The organism is Azospirillum ramasamyi (assembly GCF_003233655.1).
Lineage (GTDB): Bacteria > Pseudomonadota > Alphaproteobacteria > Azospirillales > Azospirillaceae > Azospirillum > Azospirillum ramasamyi.
The window spans coordinates 39567-57635 of record NZ_CP029829.1; the positions used below are offsets into that span (position 1 = coordinate 39567).

Consider the following 18069-nt stretch of genomic DNA (forward strand, 5'->3'; position numbering starts at 1 on the left):
TAATGCCTATTCGTTTCCAAGGGAATGGCGCCAGGCCCATCTTCGGCATCCAGTCGCTTTGGAGTTTCCGGCCATGTCCCTGTTCGCCGCCTGGACCAGCGTTGTTCTCGCTGCCGCCCCGATCGCACCGCCCGCGGCCCCGCCGCCGCCGGTGCCGGAACCGCGGCGTTTCCGCTTTGCCTGCAACCCGGTTCCGGCCGCCGCTCCCGCCGCCGTCCAGGGGGCCGGCCAGGGGGCCGTCCGTGGGGCCGTCCGGGGGATTGTCGAGGAGGAGGCACCGGCGTCGGTGCGGACGCCGGGGGCGCTGCAAGGACTGTGGCGCCTTGAGAAATAGGCGGATGGACGCCTATCCTGCTGCCGACAGGATTGCGGCAGGAGCGGACGATGGCGCGGGTCTATGTGCTGTACACCGGGGGCACCATCGGGTGCGTCACCAATCCCGATGGGGCGCTGGCCCCGGTGCCGGGGGCGGAGTTCGAACGGCTTGTCCTGTCCATGCCCGGCCTGTCCGGCCATGGGGTGCGGGACTACAAGGACCTGACCTGGACCATGGGCTGGTTCGACCGCACGCTCGACAGCTCCAACATGACCCCGGCGGACTGGATCGCCATCGCCCGGCGGCTGCTGTCGGTCTACGACCAGTATGACGGCTTCGTCGTGCTGCACGGCACCGACAGCATGGCCTACAGCGCCTCGGCCCTGTCCTTCCTGCTGCCCGGCCTGACGAAGCCGGTGGTGTTCAGCGGGTCGCAGGTGCCGTTGACCTTCACGCTGAGCGACGCGCCCGCCAATCTGGCCGGCGCCGTCGTGGTGGCGGGAACCCTGCCGGTGCCGGAGGTCTGCGTCTATTTCGACACCAGGCTGCTGCGCGGCAACCGGTCGTCCAAGGTCGACGCCAACCGCTTCGCCGGCTTCGATTCGCCGAACTTCCCGCCGCTCGCCACCGTCGGCAGCGTGGTCGCCCGCAACGAGCCCCATTGGCTGCCGATGCCGGATGCCGCGGACTCGCTGGACGAGCCGGACAACCGGGCCAAGCGGCTGACGGCGCTGGACGCCCAGGCGGCGGCGCTGGCCGAGTTCTCCGTCGTCATGCTGTGGCTCTATCCCGGCATCCGGGCCAGCACGGTGTCGGCGATGCTGACCGGCACCAGCCCGGCGGCGAAGGGAGCGGTGCTGCTGGCCTTCGGCGAGGGCAACGGGCCGACCGACCCTGGGTTCCTCGATGCGCTGTCGGCGGCGGTGAAGGCCGGGGTCGTGCTGATGGACAACACCCAGGTGCAGCGCGGCGCGGTGCTGCCCGGCGCCTACACCACCGGGCTGGGCGCCATCGGCGCCATCGGCGCCTATGACATGACGCCGGAAGCCAGCTACGCCAAGCTGGTCTGCCTGCTCGCCGGCGGTCTGGATGCCGCGACGGTCAAGGCGGAGATGCCGAAGCCGCTGGCCGGCGAGCTGACGGTGATCGGGGAGTGAGCCTTCCGGGGGCGGGGGCCGGTGCCGGCCTCCCGCCTCCGCCGGTGGATTACTGGCCCATGCCGGGCTTGTTCGGCGACGTGATGCGCTCGTCCATCGTGCCCTGATTAATGGAGCCCTGGCCCATGGAGCCCTGGTTCAGGCTGCCCTGGCCCATGGAGCCGGCGCCCATGCCATCCATCGGGCTGTTGGCCATCGAACCGCCGGTCGAGCTGCCGTAGCCGGTGTTGGCTTGGCTGCTGTACTGGGCGAGCTGCTGCAGCTCGTTCCGGTCATGCATGATGACGACCTGACGGCCGCGCCGTTCGAAGGAGGCCGGGGGCAGCATAATGGTCTGGCCGGTCTTGGCCATCGTCAGCTCGACCATCGTCTGGCCCTGGGGGTCGGTGGTCACGTTCCGGATCGTGCCGGCGACCGGCCCGCCATGGCGGTGGACCACCCGCTTGCCGACGAGATCGCGGTTGGCGTCGATGTCGCGGGCGCCGGTGTCCATCGTGCCGTTGGCGACGGCGTTGGCCCTGGCCGAGCTGCCGGTCTGGGCGTGACCCGGAGCTGCGGCGGCCATCAGCATGACGGCGGGAACTGCGGCGGCGAGAATCTTGCGCATGTCATCCTCCCGGATTGAATCACAACAGGGAAGACGCCGCTCATGCGCGGCACCTTACCCACGCGTGATGACACGCGAGCGGCCGGTTTGTTTCGCAGGTTGTACGGAATTGCCGGGCTGCACAAAAAAAGGCGGGCCGAAGCCCGCCTTTCCGTATCCTTACTCGTCGCCCATCTTGAGCGCGGCGATGAAGGCGCTCTGCGGGATTTCGACCTGACCGAACTGGCGCATGCGCTTCTTGCCTTCCTTCTGCTTGTCCAGCAGCTTGCGCTTGCGGCTGATGTCGCCGCCATAGCACTTGGCGGTCACGTCCTTGCGCATGGCGCTGATGCTCTCGCGGGCGATGATCTTGCCGCCGATGGCGGCCTGGACGGCGATCTTGAACAGCTGGCGCGGGATCAGCTCCTTCAGCCGTTCGCAGAGCTGACGGCCGCGGCGTTCGGACTGGCTGCGGTGGACGATCATCGACAGGGCATCGACCGGCTCGGCATTCACCAGGATCGACAGCTTCACGAGGTCGCCTTCCTCATAGCTGTCCATCTGGTAGTCGAAGCTGGCATAGCCGCGGCTGATCGACTTCAGCCGGTCGTAGAAGTCGAACACCACCTCGTTCAGCGGCAGGCGGTAGACCAGCATGGCGCGGGCGCCGGCGTAGGTCAGCTCGATCTGCTGGCCGCGCCGCTCGGTGCACAGTTGAAGGACGCCGCCGAGATACTCGTCGGGCAGCATGATGGTGGCCTTGATCCACGGCTCCTCGATGTGGTCGATCCGCATCACATCGGGCATGTCGGCCGGGTTGTGCAGGTCCCGCACCGTCCCGTCGGTCATGTAGAGCTTGTAGACCACCGACGGCGCGGTGGTGATCAGGTCGAGGTTGAACTCGCGCTCCAGCCGCTCCTGGATGATCTCCAGATGCAGCAGGCCGAGGAAGCCGCAGCGGAAGCCGAAGCCCAGCGCAGCCGACGTCTCCGCCTCGTAATGGAAGCTGGCGTCGTTCAGCTTCAGCTTGCCCAGGCTGTCGCGCAGCCGTTCGAAGTCGGCGGCATCGACCGGGAACAGGCCGCACCACACCACCGGCACGGAGGGCTTGAAGCCTTCCAGCGCTTCGGCCGCCGGCTTGCGCTCGTCGGTGATGGTGTCGCCGACCTTGGTCTGGGTGATGTCCTTGATCGCGGCGGTGATGAAGCCCATCTCGCCCGGCCGCAACTCGCCGGTCAGCAGGGCCTTCGGCGTGAAGACGCCGACGCGGTCCACGTCATGGGCGGAGCCGGCGGCCATGAAGCGCACCTTCTGCCCGACCTTCAGCACGCCGTCGACCACGCGCACCAGAATGACGACGCCGAGATAGGGGTCGTACCAGGAATCGACCAGCAGCGCCTTCAGCGGCGCGTCGGCATCGCCCTTGGGCGGCGGCAGGCGCTTGACCACCGCCTCCAGCACCGCGCCGATGTTGAGGCCGGACTTGGCCGAGATCTCCACCGCGTCGGAGGCGTCGAGGCCGATCACGTCCTCGATCTGCTGCTTGACCCGCTCGGGCTCGGCGGCGGGCAGGTCGATCTTGTTGAGGACCGGGATGATCTCGTGGTTGTTGTCGATCGCCTGGTAGACGTTGGCGAGCGTCTGCGCCTCGACCCCCTGGGAGGCGTCGACCACCAGGATCGAGCCCTCGCAGGCGGACAGCGAGCGGCTGACCTCATAGGCGAAGTCGACGTGGCCGGGCGTGTCCATCAGGTTCAGCGTGTACTGCTTGCCGTCCTCCGCCTTGTAGAGCAGGCGGACGGTCTGGGCCTTGATGGTGATGCCGCGTTCGCGCTCGATGTCCATGCTGTCGAGCACCTGTTCGCGCATCTCGCGCGCGTCGAGGCCGCCGCACTGCTGGATCAACCGGTCGGCAAGGGTAGACTTGCCATGGTCGATGTGGGCGATGATCGAGAAATTGCGGATGTGCGAAAGGTCAGTCATCGGGGCCCGGACAAGCGAGAGTTTGCCGGGAACATAGGGCGGACGGCGGATGGGCGCAATGATGGTGTGGTGGGGCGGGCGGCGGGAGGTGGCCGCCGTGCGCGGGCTTGGCCGGGAATGGAACGTTTGAAACGCGGTGGAACGGATTTCGGAAGGCTGTTCAGTGTTCCATCCACGGGGCGGCAGGTGCGGCAGCGGCCAATAGGAAAGAGATTGGACGGGATGGCTCGCAACCCTCGGCGCACACGCTCCTCCGCAGCGGGACAGGGGAGGTCGCGATTTTACCATGCGCCGAGGGCAGGAGGGAGAGGCGCTTGAAAAGCGCCCCGCGTGCTCAGCGCCCGCCCAATCCCCGGTACAGCTCCATGTACTCCTCCGCCGGCCCATGCCAGCCGAAGTCGCGGGTCATGGCGCGGCGCTGCATCGCCTGCCAGCGCTCGGGCTTGCGGTAGACGCCCATGGCGCGGCGGAGCGCCCAGACCAGTTCCTGGCTGGTGGCGTTGACGAACTGGAAGCCGGTGGCGCTGCCGTCGGCGCTGGCGGCCGGGTTGGCGTCGATCACCGTGTCGGCGAGGCCGCCGGTGCGGCGGACCAGCGGCAGGGTGCCGTATTTCAGCGCATAGAGCTGGGTCAGGCCGCAGGGCTCCGAGCGGGACGGCACCAGGAACAGGTCGGCACCGGCCTGGATGCGGTGGGACAGCGGCTCGTCATAGCCGATGCGGACGCCGATCGACTGCGGATGCCATTGCGCGAGGTGGCGGAAGCCGGCCTCGCTGGAGGCGTCGCCGCTGCCCAGCACCACCAGCTGGCCACCCCAGGACACCCATTGGCCCGCCGCCTCCAGCACCAGATCCAGGCCCTTGTGCCAGGTCAGGCGGCTGACCACGGCGGCGAGCGGCGCGTCGGGGCGGCGGTCCAGGCCGAAGGCGGATTGCAGGTCGGACTTGCAGGCATCCTTCCCACCCAAATCGTCTGGGGTGTAGCGGGCGGGCAGATGCGGGTCGGTCGCCGGATCCCACACCGCGTAATCGACGCCGTTCAGGATGCCGGTCAGCACGTCGGATCGCGAGGCGAGCAATCCTTGCAGGCCGGTGCCGTGCTCGGCCGTCTGGATCTCGTTGGCGTAGGTCGGGCTGACCGTGGTCAGGCGGTCGGCGTAGAAGCAACCCGCCTTCAGGTAGCTGATGTTGCCGTAATACTCGACGCCGTCGACGCGGAAGCTGGAGGAGGGCAGGCCGATGTCGCCCATCATCCAGGGGCCGAACAGGCCCTGATAGGCGATGTTGTGGATGGTCAGCACCGTGCCCGGCCGGAAGGGGCCGGCGAAACGGTCGGGGCGCAGCGCCAGATAGGCGGGGATCAGGCCGGCCTGCCAGTCATGGCCGTGCAGGATGTCGGGCCGCCACCAGGGATCGTAGGATTTCTCGGCGGCGAAGCCGGCGGCGACCCAGGCCAGCGCGGCGAAGCGCAGGGCGTTGTCGGTCCAGTCCTTGCCGTCCGGGCCGAGATAGGGATTGCCGGGACGGTCGTAGAGCGACGGGGCGTCCAGCGCATAGGCCAGCACCCCGTCCGCGGTGCGGCCGATGCACAGCCGGGCACGGTCGCAGCCGGGAAGGTCGGTGATCAGGTCGCCGACCTCGTGCAGGTTCTGCAGGCTGTTCAGAACGGCGGGATATCCCGGCAGCAGCAGGCGGACGTCGGCGCCGGCGGCGATCAGGGCCGGCGGCAGGGCGGCGGACACGTCCGCCAGCCCCCCCGTCTTGACCATCGGGTAGCATTCGGACGTGACGTAGAGGACGCGCATCGGGAAGGCACTCGGGTGAAAGGCGGGGGAGGCGGCCCGCCGCCCGCCCGGCCGCCATCCCCGCCTTGGCGGAAATGACGGCCGCCGGGGTGAGGGGCGGGCTTCGGTCGGAGGGAGGGGGCGGCGATATGCCGCCTTATTCCTGCGCCAGCTTCTCGATCATCTCGCGGGTGATGAGGACGACGCCGTTCTCGGTGCGGCTGAAGCGCCGGGCGTCCAGTTCCGCGTCCTCGCCGACGACGAGGCCGTTGGGGATGCTGACGCCGCGGTCGATCACCACCTTCTTCAGGCGGCAGTGGCGGCCGATGTCGCATTCCGGCAGGACCACCGCCTCGTACAGCTCGCTGTAGGAGTTGACGCGGACCGAGCTGAACAGCAGCGAGCGCCGGACGGTCGAGCCGGAGATGATGCAGCCGCCCGACACCAGGCTGTCCACCGCCATGCCGCGGCGGTTCTCGTCGTCGAAGACGAACTTCGCCGGCGGCAGCTGTTCCTGGTAGGTGAAGATCGGCCAGTCGCGGTTGTACAGGTTCAGCTGCGGCGTGATCTGGCAGAGGTCCAGGTTGGCTTCCCAATAGGCGTCGATGGTGCCGACGTCGCGCCAGTAGGGGCTGTCGTCGGGCGCATCGATCACCGCGCTGTCGGCATAGTCGTGGGCGATGATCCGCGCGCCGGACTTCACCAGATGCGGGATGATGTCCTTGCCGAAGTCGCGGCTGGAGCCGGGGGTGGCGACGTCGCGCTCCAGCTGTTCGTAGAGGAACTGGGCGTTGAAGACGTAGATGCCCATGCTGGCCAGCGCCAAGTCGGGGCGGCCGGGCATCGGCGGCGGGTCGGCCGGCTTTTCCACGAAGTCGATGATGCGGCGCTCGTTGTCGATGTGCATCACGCCGAAGCCGCTCGCCTGTTCGCGCGGGACGGCGATGCAGGGGACGGTGACGTCGGCCTTCCGGTCGATGTGGTCGAGCAGCAGCGCGCCGTAATCCATCTTGTAGATGTGGTCGCCGGCCAGGATCAGGACATGTTCCGGCTCGTGGTCGCGCAGGATGTCCAGGTTCTGGTACACGGCGTCGGCGGTGCCCTGGTACCACTCCGTCTCGCTGACGCGCTGCTGGGCCGGCAGCAGGTCGCAGAACTCGTTCATCTCGCCGCGGAAGACGTTCCAGCCGCGCTGGAGGTGGCGCAGAAGGCTGTGCGACTTGTATTGCGTCAGCACGCCGATGCGGCGGAAGCCGGAATTGACGCAGTTCGACAGCGCGAAGTCGATGATGCGGTATTTGCCGCCGAAATAGGTAGCCGGCTTGGCCCGCCGGTCGGTCAGCTGCTTCAGACGGCTGCCGCGTCCGCCGGCCAGCACCAGCGCTACCGCACGTCGCGGTGCGAGGCGCAGATCGCGTTTGTCGAGCATGGCCGTTACCCCCTTTGCCTTATTTCTTGCGGCCGCTCGGCTGCGGCCTTCCCGATGGAGGCGTTGACGGTGCCACATCTCGCCGCCATGTCCAATAGGCCCGGCGGCTGGTTCGGATCGGCTTACCCGCCGCGTCGCCCGCCCGCCCGCCTAGGCGGAAAGAGAGGCAAGCCGTTCGGACTGGATGGAAGGGGTAGAAGGATTGCTCCGTTCTCGCCGTCCGCCGCGGCAGTGACCGCTGCGCAGGCCGTTTTCTGCACATTTTTTAACCAGCTGCCGGAATGGCAGCCAGACGGCTGCGGCAAACCCGTGCGACCGGCCGGCTCAATCGCTCGAAAGCCCCAAAATTGCGGCGGAAAGTCGGCTTCGGTGCCTGCCTATTTTCTGTGCAAACGCGCCCCGCGACTCGCCGGGGGAAGCCTGTTCCGGGGTACCGCACCAGGACAAGCCTGACGATTCCAAGCCGTTTTGAACTGGCACGCTTCTTGTAACGATCGAGGCGTCCTTGGTCCCGTCCGCCGCCCCGTCTTTGCCGGGGACGGGGCGACCGGGACGGGGTCGCCCCAATGCGGTGGCTTGAGCGCGGATCACCTCGGGTGCTGCGCCGGCCGCAAGGGGGTGGGAGCGATTTTGGAGAAAGAGGAGCCTCGATGAACCGTCTGTTCCTTCTGGCCGCACCGATGATGGCGGTTGCTCTGGGTGCGGTCGGCCTGCCGGCCGCAGCCCTTGCCCAGGACGCGGCTGCGGCCGCTCCGGCACCGACGCTCAGCGCGGGCGATACCGCCTGGATGCTCACCGCGACGGCGCTGGTGCTGTTCATGACCATTCCGGGCCTGGCCCTGTTCTACGGCGGCATGGTCCGCAAGAAGAACGTCCTGGCCACGGTCATGCAGAGCTTCGCGATCTGCTGCCTCGTGTCGATCCTCTGGGTCGTGGTTGGCTACAGCCTGGCCTTCAGCGAAGGCAGCCCCTATGTCGGCGGCCTCAGCAAGGCCCTGCTGGCCGGCGTGACCAAGGACAGCCTGTCCGGCGTGATCCCGGAAGCGGTCTTCATCGTCTTCCAGATGACCTTCGCCATCATCACCCCGGCCCTGATCACCGGCGCCTTCGCCGACCGCATGAAGTTCTCCTCCATGCTGGTCTTCACCGCCCTGTGGTCGGTCATCATCTACGCGCCGATCACCCACTGGGTCTGGGGTCCGGGCGGCTATCTGGGCGGCGACGGCGTGCTGGACTATGCCGGCGGCACCGTCGTCCACATCAACGCGGGCGTGGCCGGTCTGGTCGCGGCGCTGGTGCTCGGCAAGCGCAAGGGCTACCCGAACGAGAACTTCGCCCCGCACAACCTGGTTCTGAGCCTGGTCGGCGCGGCCATGCTGTGGGTTGGCTGGTTCGGCTTCAACGCCGGTTCGGCGCTGGCCGCCGACAGCCGTGCGGGCATGGCCATGCTGGTCACGCAGGTCGCCGCCGCCTCCGCCGCCCTGTCCTGGATGTTCGCGGAGTGGGTCCTGAAGGGCAAGCCGTCGGTCCTCGGCATCATCTCCGGCGCCGTCGGCGGTCTGGTCGCCATCACCCCGGCCTCCGGCTTCGTCGGCCCGATGGGCGCGCTGGTCATCGGCGTGGTCGCCGGCGTGGTCTGCTACTGGGGCGCCACCGGCCTGAAGCGCGCTCTCGGCTATGACGACTCGCTGGACGCCTTCGGCGTGCACGGCGTTGGCGGCATCGTCGGCGCGATCCTGACCGGCGTCTTCGCCCAGGAAGCCATCGGCGGCACCGCCGGCCTGCTGGAAGGCAACCCCGGCCAGGTCATGACCCAGATCTACGGCATCGTCGCCACCATCATCTACTCGGGCATCGGCTCCTTCGTCCTGCTGAAGGGCATCGACGTGGTGATGGGCCTGCGCGTGGACGAGGATGTGGAGCGCGACGGTCTCGACCTCGCCCTGCACGGCGAAAGCATCCACTAAGAACACTCCCTTTCCCACGGGTCTCTTCGAAAGGGCCGCCGGGCTTCCCGGCGGCCTTTTTCGTGCACGGGTTTCGGGATCGTTTCTGGATCATTGCGCGGCGATTGTTGCGCGGGCGGAAACGCTGTGGCGCGGGCGGACCGGCTTCACGACGGGGCCGCGGCGGACTACCTCTGGTGCAACATCAGCGTTCCTTTTGGGAGTTCCCGCCATGTCCACCCAGTCCGCTACCCCCGGTGTCCGTCCGGTGCTCGCCGCCGTGGAGGGCATGGCCGCCTCCGACGGCGCCGGCGTCAGCATGACCCGCATGCTGGGCACGCCGCGCCTGCGCACGCTCGACCCCTTCCTGATGCTGGACCTGTTCGGGTCCGACCAGCTGGCCGATTATCTCGCCGGCTTTCCCGACCATCCCCACCGCGGTTTCGAGACGGTCACCTACATGCTTGCCGGCCGCATGCGCCATGCCGACAACCACGGCCATGAAGGCGTGATCGAGACCGGCGGCGTGCAGTGGATGACCGCCGGCCGCGGCCTGATCCACTCGGAGATGCCGGAGCAGACCGAAGGGCTGATGCGCGGATTCCAGCTGTGGATCAACCTGCCGGCCCGGCTGAAGATGACCGAGCCGCGCTATCAGGAGTTCCCGGCCGCCGCCATCCCGGTGGAGCGGCGCGAGGACGGCGCGACCGTCACCGTGATCGCCGGCGACACCGCCCGCGGCACCGCCGGGCCGGTGCGGGCCGAAGCCACCGACGCGCGCTATTTCGACGTGGCTTTGCCGGCGTCCGCCGCCTTCGTGGAGCCGCTGCCGGCCGGCCATACCGCCTTCCTCGTGCTGTTCGAAGGCACGCTGGACGTCGGCGGCGAGGGGCTGCCGGCCCAGACATTTTCCGGGCCGCGGGTGATCGTGCTCGGCGACGGCGAGCGGGTGGAGGCGGCGGCCGGACCCGAGGGCGCGCGCTTCCTGCTGCTGGCCGGCAAGCCGATCGGCGAACCCATCGCCTGGGGCGGCCCCTTCGTCATGAACACGCGGGAAGAGGTGATGCAGGCCTTCCGCGACTTCGAGGAAGGACGCATCTGATCTGCATCCGATCGGGGAATGCCGCGCGCCGGGCCGTCCTTGGCCCGTCCTTCGGGAGCGGCGCGCGGCATCTCGTGCCTTGCACCCCCGCCGCCGCCGGTTATCATGGCGCCTTCCGTGTTAACACGAACGATGGCGGGGAGCGGGTCGATGCGTGCAAAGGGTCTGATGGGTGGCTTCAGGGCGGCTGTCGCCACGGGACTTCTGGCCCTGTCGCTGGCCGCACCGGCGGCCGCCGTGGACTTCTCCAAGGCCGCCGCCGATTTCGGGCCGGAGGGCGCCTGGACCAACCAGTGCGACATCGACCGGATGACCGACAGCAAGACCTGCCGGCTGATGATCTACCGCCTGTTTGACGACGGGAAGGATGTCGGCTTCATCGCGCTCAGCGTCATCCCGACCGGCAACGACTTCCACCTGTTCCTGACCACCAGCCAGGGGCTGGTCGACCGCTGCGCCATCCGCGTCGACCGCCAGCCGCGCATCGAATCGCATGTCGCGACGCTGAACATGTGCATGTTCCCGAACTTCGTGTCCGGCCGCGTCGCCGATCAGTTCCGCAACGGCTCGACCATCCTGGTCCGCGTCAGCTCCCCGCGCCTGGGCAAGCGCGACATCGATTTCCCGCTGAACGGCTTCTCCCGCACCTTCGAGGAGATGCAGCGCAGCCTGCAGTGAGCGGGGCGAGGGGATTGCAGGCTCACCCCGGCAGGCGGTAGCCCGCCGCCGGTTCCTGCATCGGGCAGCCGTTGCGCTCCATGCGGAAATCGGAGGAGCGGGCGTAGGCGATGCGGCGGGCGCGCATGATCGAGCCGAGCGGCCGATGCGCGGCCAGACCGTGCCAGGGGCTGAAGGCCAGCCGGTCGTCGCCGGCGCGGGAACGCTCCTCGCTCCAGGCGGTCTGCGGCGGCACGGTGATGCGGGCGACGGTGCGGTAGGGGCTCAGCTCCTCCGGCCACAACACGCTGGCATCCTCCACCGGCATGCGCTCCTCGTCGGTGCGCAGCTGGACGCGCAGTTCCCAGACCGCTTCCTGGTCGCGGAAGAACTCCACCACCGCATCGCGCAGGCTGTCGGGCTTGCCGTTGACGCTCAGCGGCGCATCGGTCAGCGCCGTCAGGTTGGACGAGACGGGGACGATCTGCAGCTTGGCGATATGGGCGCCGTGGCGCAGGGCCGCCTGGCTGAAGAAGGTCTCGCCCAGGATATGGGTCGCGGGGTGGCCGCCCAGCGTCTTCAGGGTGGCGCTTTCGCCGCCGAAGGCCTCCACCACCCGTTCGGCGGCGCGCAGGGTCGCGGACAGCGCCTTCTTCGCCGTCTCCGCCCGGTCGGTGGTGGCGGCCAGCAGCTTCAGCATCGACAGGAACTGCCTGGCGTCCGGCGCCGAGAAGACCGGGGCGTTGGCCATCACCAAATCCTGGGTCGCCTGATTCTCCGATCCCGGCAGACGTTCGCCGGTCACGCCCAGCACCTTCACCGCCAGACCGCGCGGGGTCGATACGCTGTCGGGCAGGAGGTCGCCCGGCGTCGTCGACAGCCGCAGGATCACCGGATAGCTCTCCGCCTGCGCGAACAGGCCCTGGGCCAGCTCGGCCGGCAGATCGTCCAGCACGTCGAGCCGGCCGATCAGCAGCCCATGGCTCTTGGCATGGACGCTGCGGTTGGCGTGCCCGCTGTCCTCGTAGGTCTTGCGGCTGATCGACAGCATCGTCTCCGCCAGCTCGTCGAAAAGCCGGGCTTCGTCGGGACCGGGGCGTTCGACCGACGGTGCATAGGGCAGCGGCGCGTGAGGCAGGGGCTTGGCGGTGGCGGCTGACACGGATGGTGTCTCCCAAATGGGGAAGGGCATGAGTGTAGCCGGGAGAACAGCTGTGGCCGCTCGCCGTTCCGCGGCGGTGAGCGCCCCTGTCGGAGCGTTCCAGGCGAGCGATAGGGGGGCGGCGTCACTCCGCCCGATTGGACTCGGCGGCGAGGTGATTAGTCCCGCTTGCCATACCCCATCCCAAGCCGCAATCGACAGCCTCCGGTTGCCGGCGAACACTCCAGGGGTAAGAGGATAATCAACCATGGAGGACGGTCGTGGTTGCCTATACGTCGATCTATGGGGAGGTGCTCGAACGGACGGCGTGGGAAGGACGAAACATCGTCCTCCTCACCCAGTCGTCGGATCTCGACGCCGGCGTGATGCAGAACATCGTCGCCAAGCTGGACGAAGCCTACGATTTCTATTCGCGCATAACGGGTCGGAGCCCGTCGCCTTACTTTACCTACAACGGCAAGGCCACGATCGCCGAAGTGCAGGATACCTGCGGGGCCGGCTGCGGGCTTCTCGGCTTCACGGGCATCGAGATCATGCCCGAGTACTTCAATATCCTCTACGACGGCGTGCGGGACGCCGGTCTCTACGATCAGGTTCTCTTCTACGAACTCGGCCGGAATTTCTGGTTCTACGACCAGCCGCTCAACACGCTGCCGCCCTTCACCACCGGCTTCGCCATCGAGAACCGCTTTCTCTCGATGGAGGCCGCCGGTGTGGACGGCCTCTCCTTCAACGGCATGGACTGGGACCAGCTGGTTTCGGCCCTTCAGCAGGACATGGCCCGGCTCTATTTTTCGAACCCCAACCTCACCTGGCGCAACACGCTCGTCACCGATACGGGCCCGGAGAACCCCTATGGGCTCGGCGGAGCCGACCTCGCCGGATCGCTCCTCCACCGCCTCTACGAGGATTTCGGTGAGGACAATTACACCCGCTTCTGGCAAAGCCTGATCTCCAAGGAGGCGGCGACCACCCCGGAGGAGGCCCGCGCCAACTTCCTGGCCGCGGCGGATGAGGCCACCGGCGTCGATTACAGCTGGCTTTTCAAGGAGGGCTGGCGCTTCGACACCGGGACGGCCGACGGCGAAACGTTGGTGTCGAACGCGAAGAGGGGCAACCACGCCGTTCTCGGCTTCGGCGGCGACGACACCCTCCGCGGCTCAAGGAAGGCGGAACTGATGGTCGGCGGGCTCGGCGACGACACGCTGCTGGGAGGCCGTGGCGACGACACCCTGCTCGGCAGCGCCGGTGACGATCTGATCCGGGGCGATGAAGGTGCCGATCTGCTCGCGGGCGGCGACGGTGCCGACCGGTTCGTGTTCAGGTCCGTCCGGGACATCGGCAAGGGGACGCAGCACGACACCATCGTCGATTTCGCCCCGGACGACACCCTGGACCTGCACAGCATCGACGCCAACACCCATCGGCGCGGCGATCAGTCCTTCACCTTCATCGACGGCGCCGAATTCGATCGGAAAGCCGGCGAATTGCGTTGGGCCGACGGCATGCTCCAGGGAGACGTCAACGGCGACGGACGTGCCGACTTCAAGATCACCCTGCAGGGGGTGGACAGCCTCACGGCCTGCAACATCATCCTTTGACGCTGCGGCCGCCCCGCGGCGGACCTGAGATCCGGCTGGATACGACGAACGCCCCGCAGGCGGCCTGCGGGGCGTTCGTCGTCGATTGGAACATCGGAAGCGGATGCGTGGACCCGGTATGCCGTACCGGATCGGCCGGGATCAGTGCCGGGTGCGGGCCGGGGTGACGTAGACGCCGTCCCAATCGACGCCGAACAGGGCGTCGTCGCCGGCCTCCTCGACCAGATCGTCATACTCGTGGGCCTCGATCAGCCCGAAGATGGACGCGGTGCCGGAGGCGTCGAGGTCGCAGGTGACCACATGGCCGCAAACCTCCACCGAGGTGAAGAACACTTCCGGCAGTTCCATGCTGTCCAGATCGGCGGTGACGGCGCTTTCGATCTCGTGGATGGTGCGGGAGGAGAGGGAAACCCGGAGCTTCGCCGCCTGGGAGGCCCAGACGATGCGCTTCACATGGGCCGGCTCCTTCATCTCCGTGACGCCCGGCGCCTCATCGCCTTGGCCGGCCATCGCAATCATCCGGGAAACCAGGGTCGAGGTGCTGCTGGGTGCGCGCATAGAAACCTCCGCTCGTTCGATGACGACAGATTTGCGCGCAGGCGGTTAACGGGGTCTTAAGCCCGGACCGGGGCTAAAGACTTAATCCACCTGGAGTATGGCCTATCCATTCGGTTCTAGGCGGCGGCAAGGGCGGCGGCGACCCCCGCCGCGACCCGCGCATTGTTGCGGATCAGCGCGATGTTGGCGGTCAGGCTGCGCCCGCCGGTGATGCGCTCCAGCGCCGCCAGCAGATGCGGGGTGATGTCCTTCCCCTTGATTCCATTGGCTTCCGCATCGGCCAGCGCCTGGGCGACGGCGGTTTCCATGGCGTCGGCGTCAAGCTCGTCGGCGGGCGGGATCGGGTTCGCCAGCAGAACGCCGCCATCCAGGCCGAGCCGCCATTTCGCGCGCAGAATGTCTGCCACCGCGGTTGCGTTGTCACAGCGATGATCGACGGGCAGGCCGCTGCGGCGGCTGTAGAAGGCCGGAAATTCGTCGGTGCCGAAGCCCAGCACCGGGACTCCGCGGGTCTCCAGCACCTCGAGCGTCTTGGGCAGGTCGAGAATCGACTTGGCCCCGGCGCAGACCACGCAGACCGACGTGCGCGCCAGCTCGTCCAGGTCGGCGGAGATGTCGAAGCTGGTCTCCGCCCCGCGATGGACGCCGCCGATGCCGCCGGTGGCGAAGACGGCGATGCCGGCCAGCCGCGCCCCGATCATCGTCGCCGCCACCGTGGTCGCCCCCAGCGCCCCGGTCGCGATGGCGATGGGCAGGTCGCGGCGGCTCAGCTTGCGCACGGCATGGCCGCCGGCCGCCAGACGCTCCAGCGCCTCGTCGTCCAGCCCGATGCGGATGCGCCCGTCCATCACCGCGATGGTGGCGGGGATCGCGCCCGCCGCCCGCACCTCCGCCTCCAGCGCGCGGGCGGTCTCCAGGTTGCGCGGGTAAGGCATGCCGTGGGAGATCACCGTCGATTCCAGCGCCACCACGGGACGCCCTGAAGCGAGTGCGTCGGCGACCTCGGGTGTCGGCAACAGGTTCGGGTGCATGCGCTGTGTCTTCGAAGTTGGGGGGCGGTTGGAACGGCCTATATTAGGACGCATGTCCGCTGCACACCAATCCAATCCCGATCGCCCGCATCCCGACCGCCCGCATCCCGACCGGTGGATCAAGGTCCGTCCCGAAGGGCTCTATGTCGAGCCGGGGGGCTTCTACATCGACCCGGTGCGCCCGGTGGAGCGCGCGGTCGTCACCCACGGCCATTCCGACCATGCCCGGCCCGGCAACCGCCATGTGCTGGCGACTCCGGGCACGCTGGCCATCATGCGCCAGCGGATGGGCGCGGGGGTGGGGGGAAGCCTGCAGCCGCTGGAGTATGGCGAGGGGCTGAACATCGGCGGCGTGGCGGTGCGGCTGGTGCCGGCCGGCCATGTGCTGGGCAGCGCGCAGGTGGTGCTGGAACATGCCGGGTCGCGCGTGGTGGTGTCGGGCGACTACAAGCGCCGGCCCGACCGCACCTGCGCGCCGTTCGAGCCGGTGCCCTGCGACGTCTTCGTCACCGAGGCGACCTTCGGCCTGCCGGTGTTCCGCCACCCGCCGGATCTGGGCGAGGTGGGGAAGCTGCTGCATTCGATGGCGCTGTTCCCCGAGCGCAGCCATGTCGTCGGCGTCTATGCGCTGGGCAAATGCCAGCGGCTGATCACGCTGCTGCGGGCGGCGGGATACGACCGGCCGATCTGGCTGCACGGCGCGCTGGAGCCGCTGTGCCGGCTCTATGGCGAATGGGGCGTGGAGCTGGGGGAGCTGCGCCCGGCGACGGTGGCGGCGAAGGAGGATTTGAAGGGCGCCCTGGTGCTGGCCCCGCCGGCGGCGGTGGCCGACCGCTGGGCGCGGCGGCTGGCCGATCCGGTGGTGGCGGTGGCGTCGGGCTGGATGCGGGTGCGCCAGCGTGCCCGCCAGCGCGGGGTGGAACTGCCGCTGGTCATCTCCGACCATGCCGACTGGGACGAGCTGTGCCGGACGCTGGAGGATGTCGGCGCGCCGGAGGTCTGGGTGACGCATGGCCGGGAGGAGGCGCTGGTCCATTACGCCACCAGCCGCGGCATCCGCGCCCGCGCGCTGGCGCTGATCGGTTTCGAGGACGAGGATCTCGAGGGCGGTCCCGAGAAGGCCGGGGAAGGGGAGGCACCGTGAACCGCTTTGCCGCGCTGATCGACGCGCTGGTCTTCATGCCCTCGCGCAACGGCAAGATCCGCCTGCTGGTCGAGCATTTCGCCACCACCCCCGACCCCGAGCGCGGCTGGGCGCTGGCGGCGCTGACCGGAGCCCTGAGCTTCCGCGAGGCCAAGCCGGCGGCGATCCGCGAACTGGCGGCGACCAGGGTCGATCCGGAACTGCTGGCGCTGTCCTACGACTATGTCGGCGATCTGGCGGAGACGGTGGCGCTGATCTGGCCGGAGCGGCCGGAAAGGGCCAACAGCCTGCCGCCCGGCCTGAACGAGGTGGTGGAGTGCCTGCAGGCCGCCAGGCGCGGGCAGGTGATGGGGCTGGTGGAGGGCTGGCTCGACACGCTCGACTCGTCGGGGCGCTTCGCTTTGCTGAAGCTGATCACCGGAGCGCTGCGCATCGGCGTGTCGGCGCGGCTCGCCAAGACGGCGCTGGCGGAATGGGGCAGGATTGCCCGGCCGGAGGTTGGCGTCGACGACGTGGAGGAGGTCTGGCATGGGCTGACCGCGCCCTATGCGGAGCTGTTCGCCTGGCTGGAGGGACGATCGGACCGCCCGGCGACCGGGGCCGGGGCGGGCTTCCGCCCGATGATGCTGTCCCACCCGCTGGAGGAGGAGGACCGTGCCGCGCTCGACCCCGCCGCCTATGCCGCCGAATGGAAATGGGACGGCATCCGGGTGCAGCTGGCGGCGCGCGGCGGGGAGCGGCGGCTCTACAGCCGCACCGGCGACGACGTGTCCGGCGCCTTTCCCGACATCGTCGATCACATGAGCTTCGACGCGGTGCTGGACGGCGAGCTGCTGGTGGCGCGCGACGGGGTGGTGGCGCCCTTCAACGACCTGCAGCAGCGCCTCAACCGCAAGACGGTGACGGCGCAGATGCTGCGCGACGGGCCGGCCTGGGTGCGGCTCTACGATATCCTGTTCGACGGCGGGGAGGATTTGCGCGGCCTGTCCTTCGTCGAACGGCGCGCCCGGCTGGAGCGCTGGTACGAGGCGGTTCGGCCGCGGCGGATGGATCTGTCGCCGCTGGTGCCCTTCGGCGGCTGGGACGAACTGGTCGGTCTGCGCGAGGGCGCGCGGGAGAACGGCATCGAGGGGCTGATGCTGAAGCGGCGCGACAGCGCCTATCTGGCCGGGCGGCCGAAGGGGCCGTGGTTCAAGTGGAAGCGCGGGGCGCTGACGCTCGACGCCGTGATGATGTACGCCCAGCGCGGCCACGGGAAGCGGTCGAGCTATTATTCCGACTACACCTTCGGCGTCTGGCGCGGGGAGGAGCTGGTGCCGGTCGGCAAGGCCTATTCCGGCTTCACCGATGCCGAGCTGATCGAATTGGACCGCTGGGTGCGCAACCACACCACACGCCGCTACGGCCCGGTGCGCGAGGTGGCGGCCGGGCTGGTTCTGGAGGTCGCCTTCGACAGCGTGCATCCGTCCAACCGGCACAAGAGCGGGCTGGCGATGCGCTTCCCCCGCGTCCACCGCATCCGCTGGGACAAGCCGGCGCATGAGGCGGACAGGCTGGAGACGCTGGCGGCGATGGTGGCGGGGTAAGGGCCAGAGGGGGAGAGGGGCAGTGGGG

At 68.7% G+C, this 18069-nt stretch carries 15 protein-coding genes; 8 read left to right on the forward strand and 7 right to left on the reverse strand.

Going from position 1 to position 18069, the window contains the following annotated elements; all coding sequences use genetic code 11:
- Positions 1-73: 73 nt before the first annotated feature.
- Positions 74-334, forward strand: a complete 261-nt coding sequence (locus DM194_RS00185) for a hypothetical protein (protein WP_162629940.1) — start codon at positions 74-76, stop codon at positions 332-334.
- Between the two features lie 50 nt (positions 335-384).
- Positions 385-1473 carry an asparaginase gene (locus tag DM194_RS00190; protein WP_111065397.1) on the forward strand — a complete coding sequence of 363 codons (1089 nt, stop codon included), beginning with the start codon at positions 385-387 and terminating at the stop codon, positions 1471-1473.
- 49 nt (positions 1474-1522) lie between these two features.
- On the opposite strand, the gene DM194_RS00195 is transcribed toward DM194_RS00190, so the two are convergent.
- The 4 genes from DM194_RS00195 to glgC all read right to left on the reverse strand — a co-directional run bounded on the left by DM194_RS00195 (position 1523) and on the right by glgC (position 7254).
- The gene (locus DM194_RS00195; protein ID WP_111065398.1) at positions 1523-2080 is read right to left on the reverse strand and encodes a hypothetical protein; all 558 of its coding nucleotides are present in this window, start codon (positions 2078-2080) and stop codon (positions 1523-1525) included.
- Positions 2081-2239: 159 nt separating this feature from the next.
- Entirely contained in the window at positions 2240-4042 is a 1803-nt protein-coding gene (gene lepA, locus DM194_RS00200) for a translation elongation factor 4 (RefSeq protein WP_111065399.1), read from the reverse strand.
- 334 nt (positions 4043-4376) lie between these two features.
- Positions 4377-5846: a glycogen synthase GlgA gene (glgA, locus tag DM194_RS00205; RefSeq protein ID WP_111065400.1), complete on the reverse strand. Its 1470-nt coding sequence runs from the start codon at positions 5844-5846 to the stop codon at positions 4377-4379.
- A gap of 136 nt (positions 5847-5982) precedes the next feature.
- Positions 5983-7254, reverse strand: coding sequence for a glucose-1-phosphate adenylyltransferase (glgC, locus tag DM194_RS00210; RefSeq protein ID WP_111065401.1), 1272 nt, complete (start codon positions 7252-7254; stop codon positions 5983-5985).
- A 650-nt stretch (positions 7255-7904) separates the two neighbouring features.
- On the opposite strand from glgC, the gene DM194_RS00215 reads away from it, so the two are divergent.
- The 3 genes from DM194_RS00215 to DM194_RS00225 all read left to right on the forward strand — a co-directional run bounded on the left by DM194_RS00215 (position 7905) and on the right by DM194_RS00225 (position 10980).
- On the forward strand, positions 7905-9221 hold the full coding sequence (locus DM194_RS00215; protein WP_111065402.1) for an ammonium transporter: 1317 nt from the start codon (positions 7905-7907) through the stop codon (positions 9219-9221).
- Positions 9222-9432: 211 nt separating this feature from the next.
- Entirely contained in the window at positions 9433-10302 is an 870-nt protein-coding gene (locus tag DM194_RS00220; RefSeq protein ID WP_111065403.1) for a pirin family protein, read from the forward strand.
- 150 nt (positions 10303-10452) lie between these two features.
- A complete protein-coding gene (locus DM194_RS00225) occupies positions 10453-10980 on the forward strand; it encodes a hypothetical protein (protein WP_111065404.1) in 528 nt (175 codons plus the stop codon).
- Positions 10981-11002: 22 nt separating this feature from the next.
- Here the strand turns inward: DM194_RS00225 and DM194_RS00230 are convergent, their stop codons facing one another.
- The gene (locus DM194_RS00230) at positions 11003-12121 is read right to left on the reverse strand and encodes a catalase family protein (RefSeq protein WP_246024227.1); all 1119 of its coding nucleotides are present in this window, start codon (positions 12119-12121) and stop codon (positions 11003-11005) included.
- A gap of 260 nt (positions 12122-12381) precedes the next feature.
- On the opposite strand from DM194_RS00230, the gene DM194_RS00235 reads away from it, so the two are divergent.
- Positions 12382-13722: a calcium-binding protein gene (locus DM194_RS00235; protein ID WP_111065406.1), complete on the forward strand. Its 1341-nt coding sequence runs from the start codon at positions 12382-12384 to the stop codon at positions 13720-13722.
- 141 nt (positions 13723-13863) lie between these two features.
- Here the strand turns inward: DM194_RS00235 and DM194_RS00240 are convergent, their stop codons facing one another.
- Positions 13864-14280, reverse strand: coding sequence for a hypothetical protein (locus tag DM194_RS00240; protein ID WP_111065407.1), 417 nt, complete (start codon positions 14278-14280; stop codon positions 13864-13866).
- A gap of 116 nt (positions 14281-14396) precedes the next feature.
- Entirely contained in the window at positions 14397-15311 is a 915-nt protein-coding gene (locus DM194_RS00245; RefSeq protein WP_111065408.1) for a pseudouridine-5'-phosphate glycosidase, read from the reverse strand.
- A gap of 52 nt (positions 15312-15363) precedes the next feature.
- On the opposite strand from DM194_RS00245, the gene DM194_RS00250 reads away from it, so the two are divergent.
- Positions 15364-16455, forward strand: a complete 1092-nt coding sequence (locus DM194_RS00250; RefSeq protein ID WP_111065409.1) for a ligase-associated DNA damage response exonuclease — start codon at positions 15364-15366, stop codon at positions 16453-16455.
- Entirely contained in the window at positions 16452-18041 is a 1590-nt protein-coding gene (locus DM194_RS00255) for a cisplatin damage response ATP-dependent DNA ligase (RefSeq protein WP_111065410.1), read from the forward strand. The genes DM194_RS00250 and DM194_RS00255 overlap by 4 nt, the downstream gene beginning before the upstream one ends.
- Positions 18042-18069: the final 28 nt, after the last annotated feature.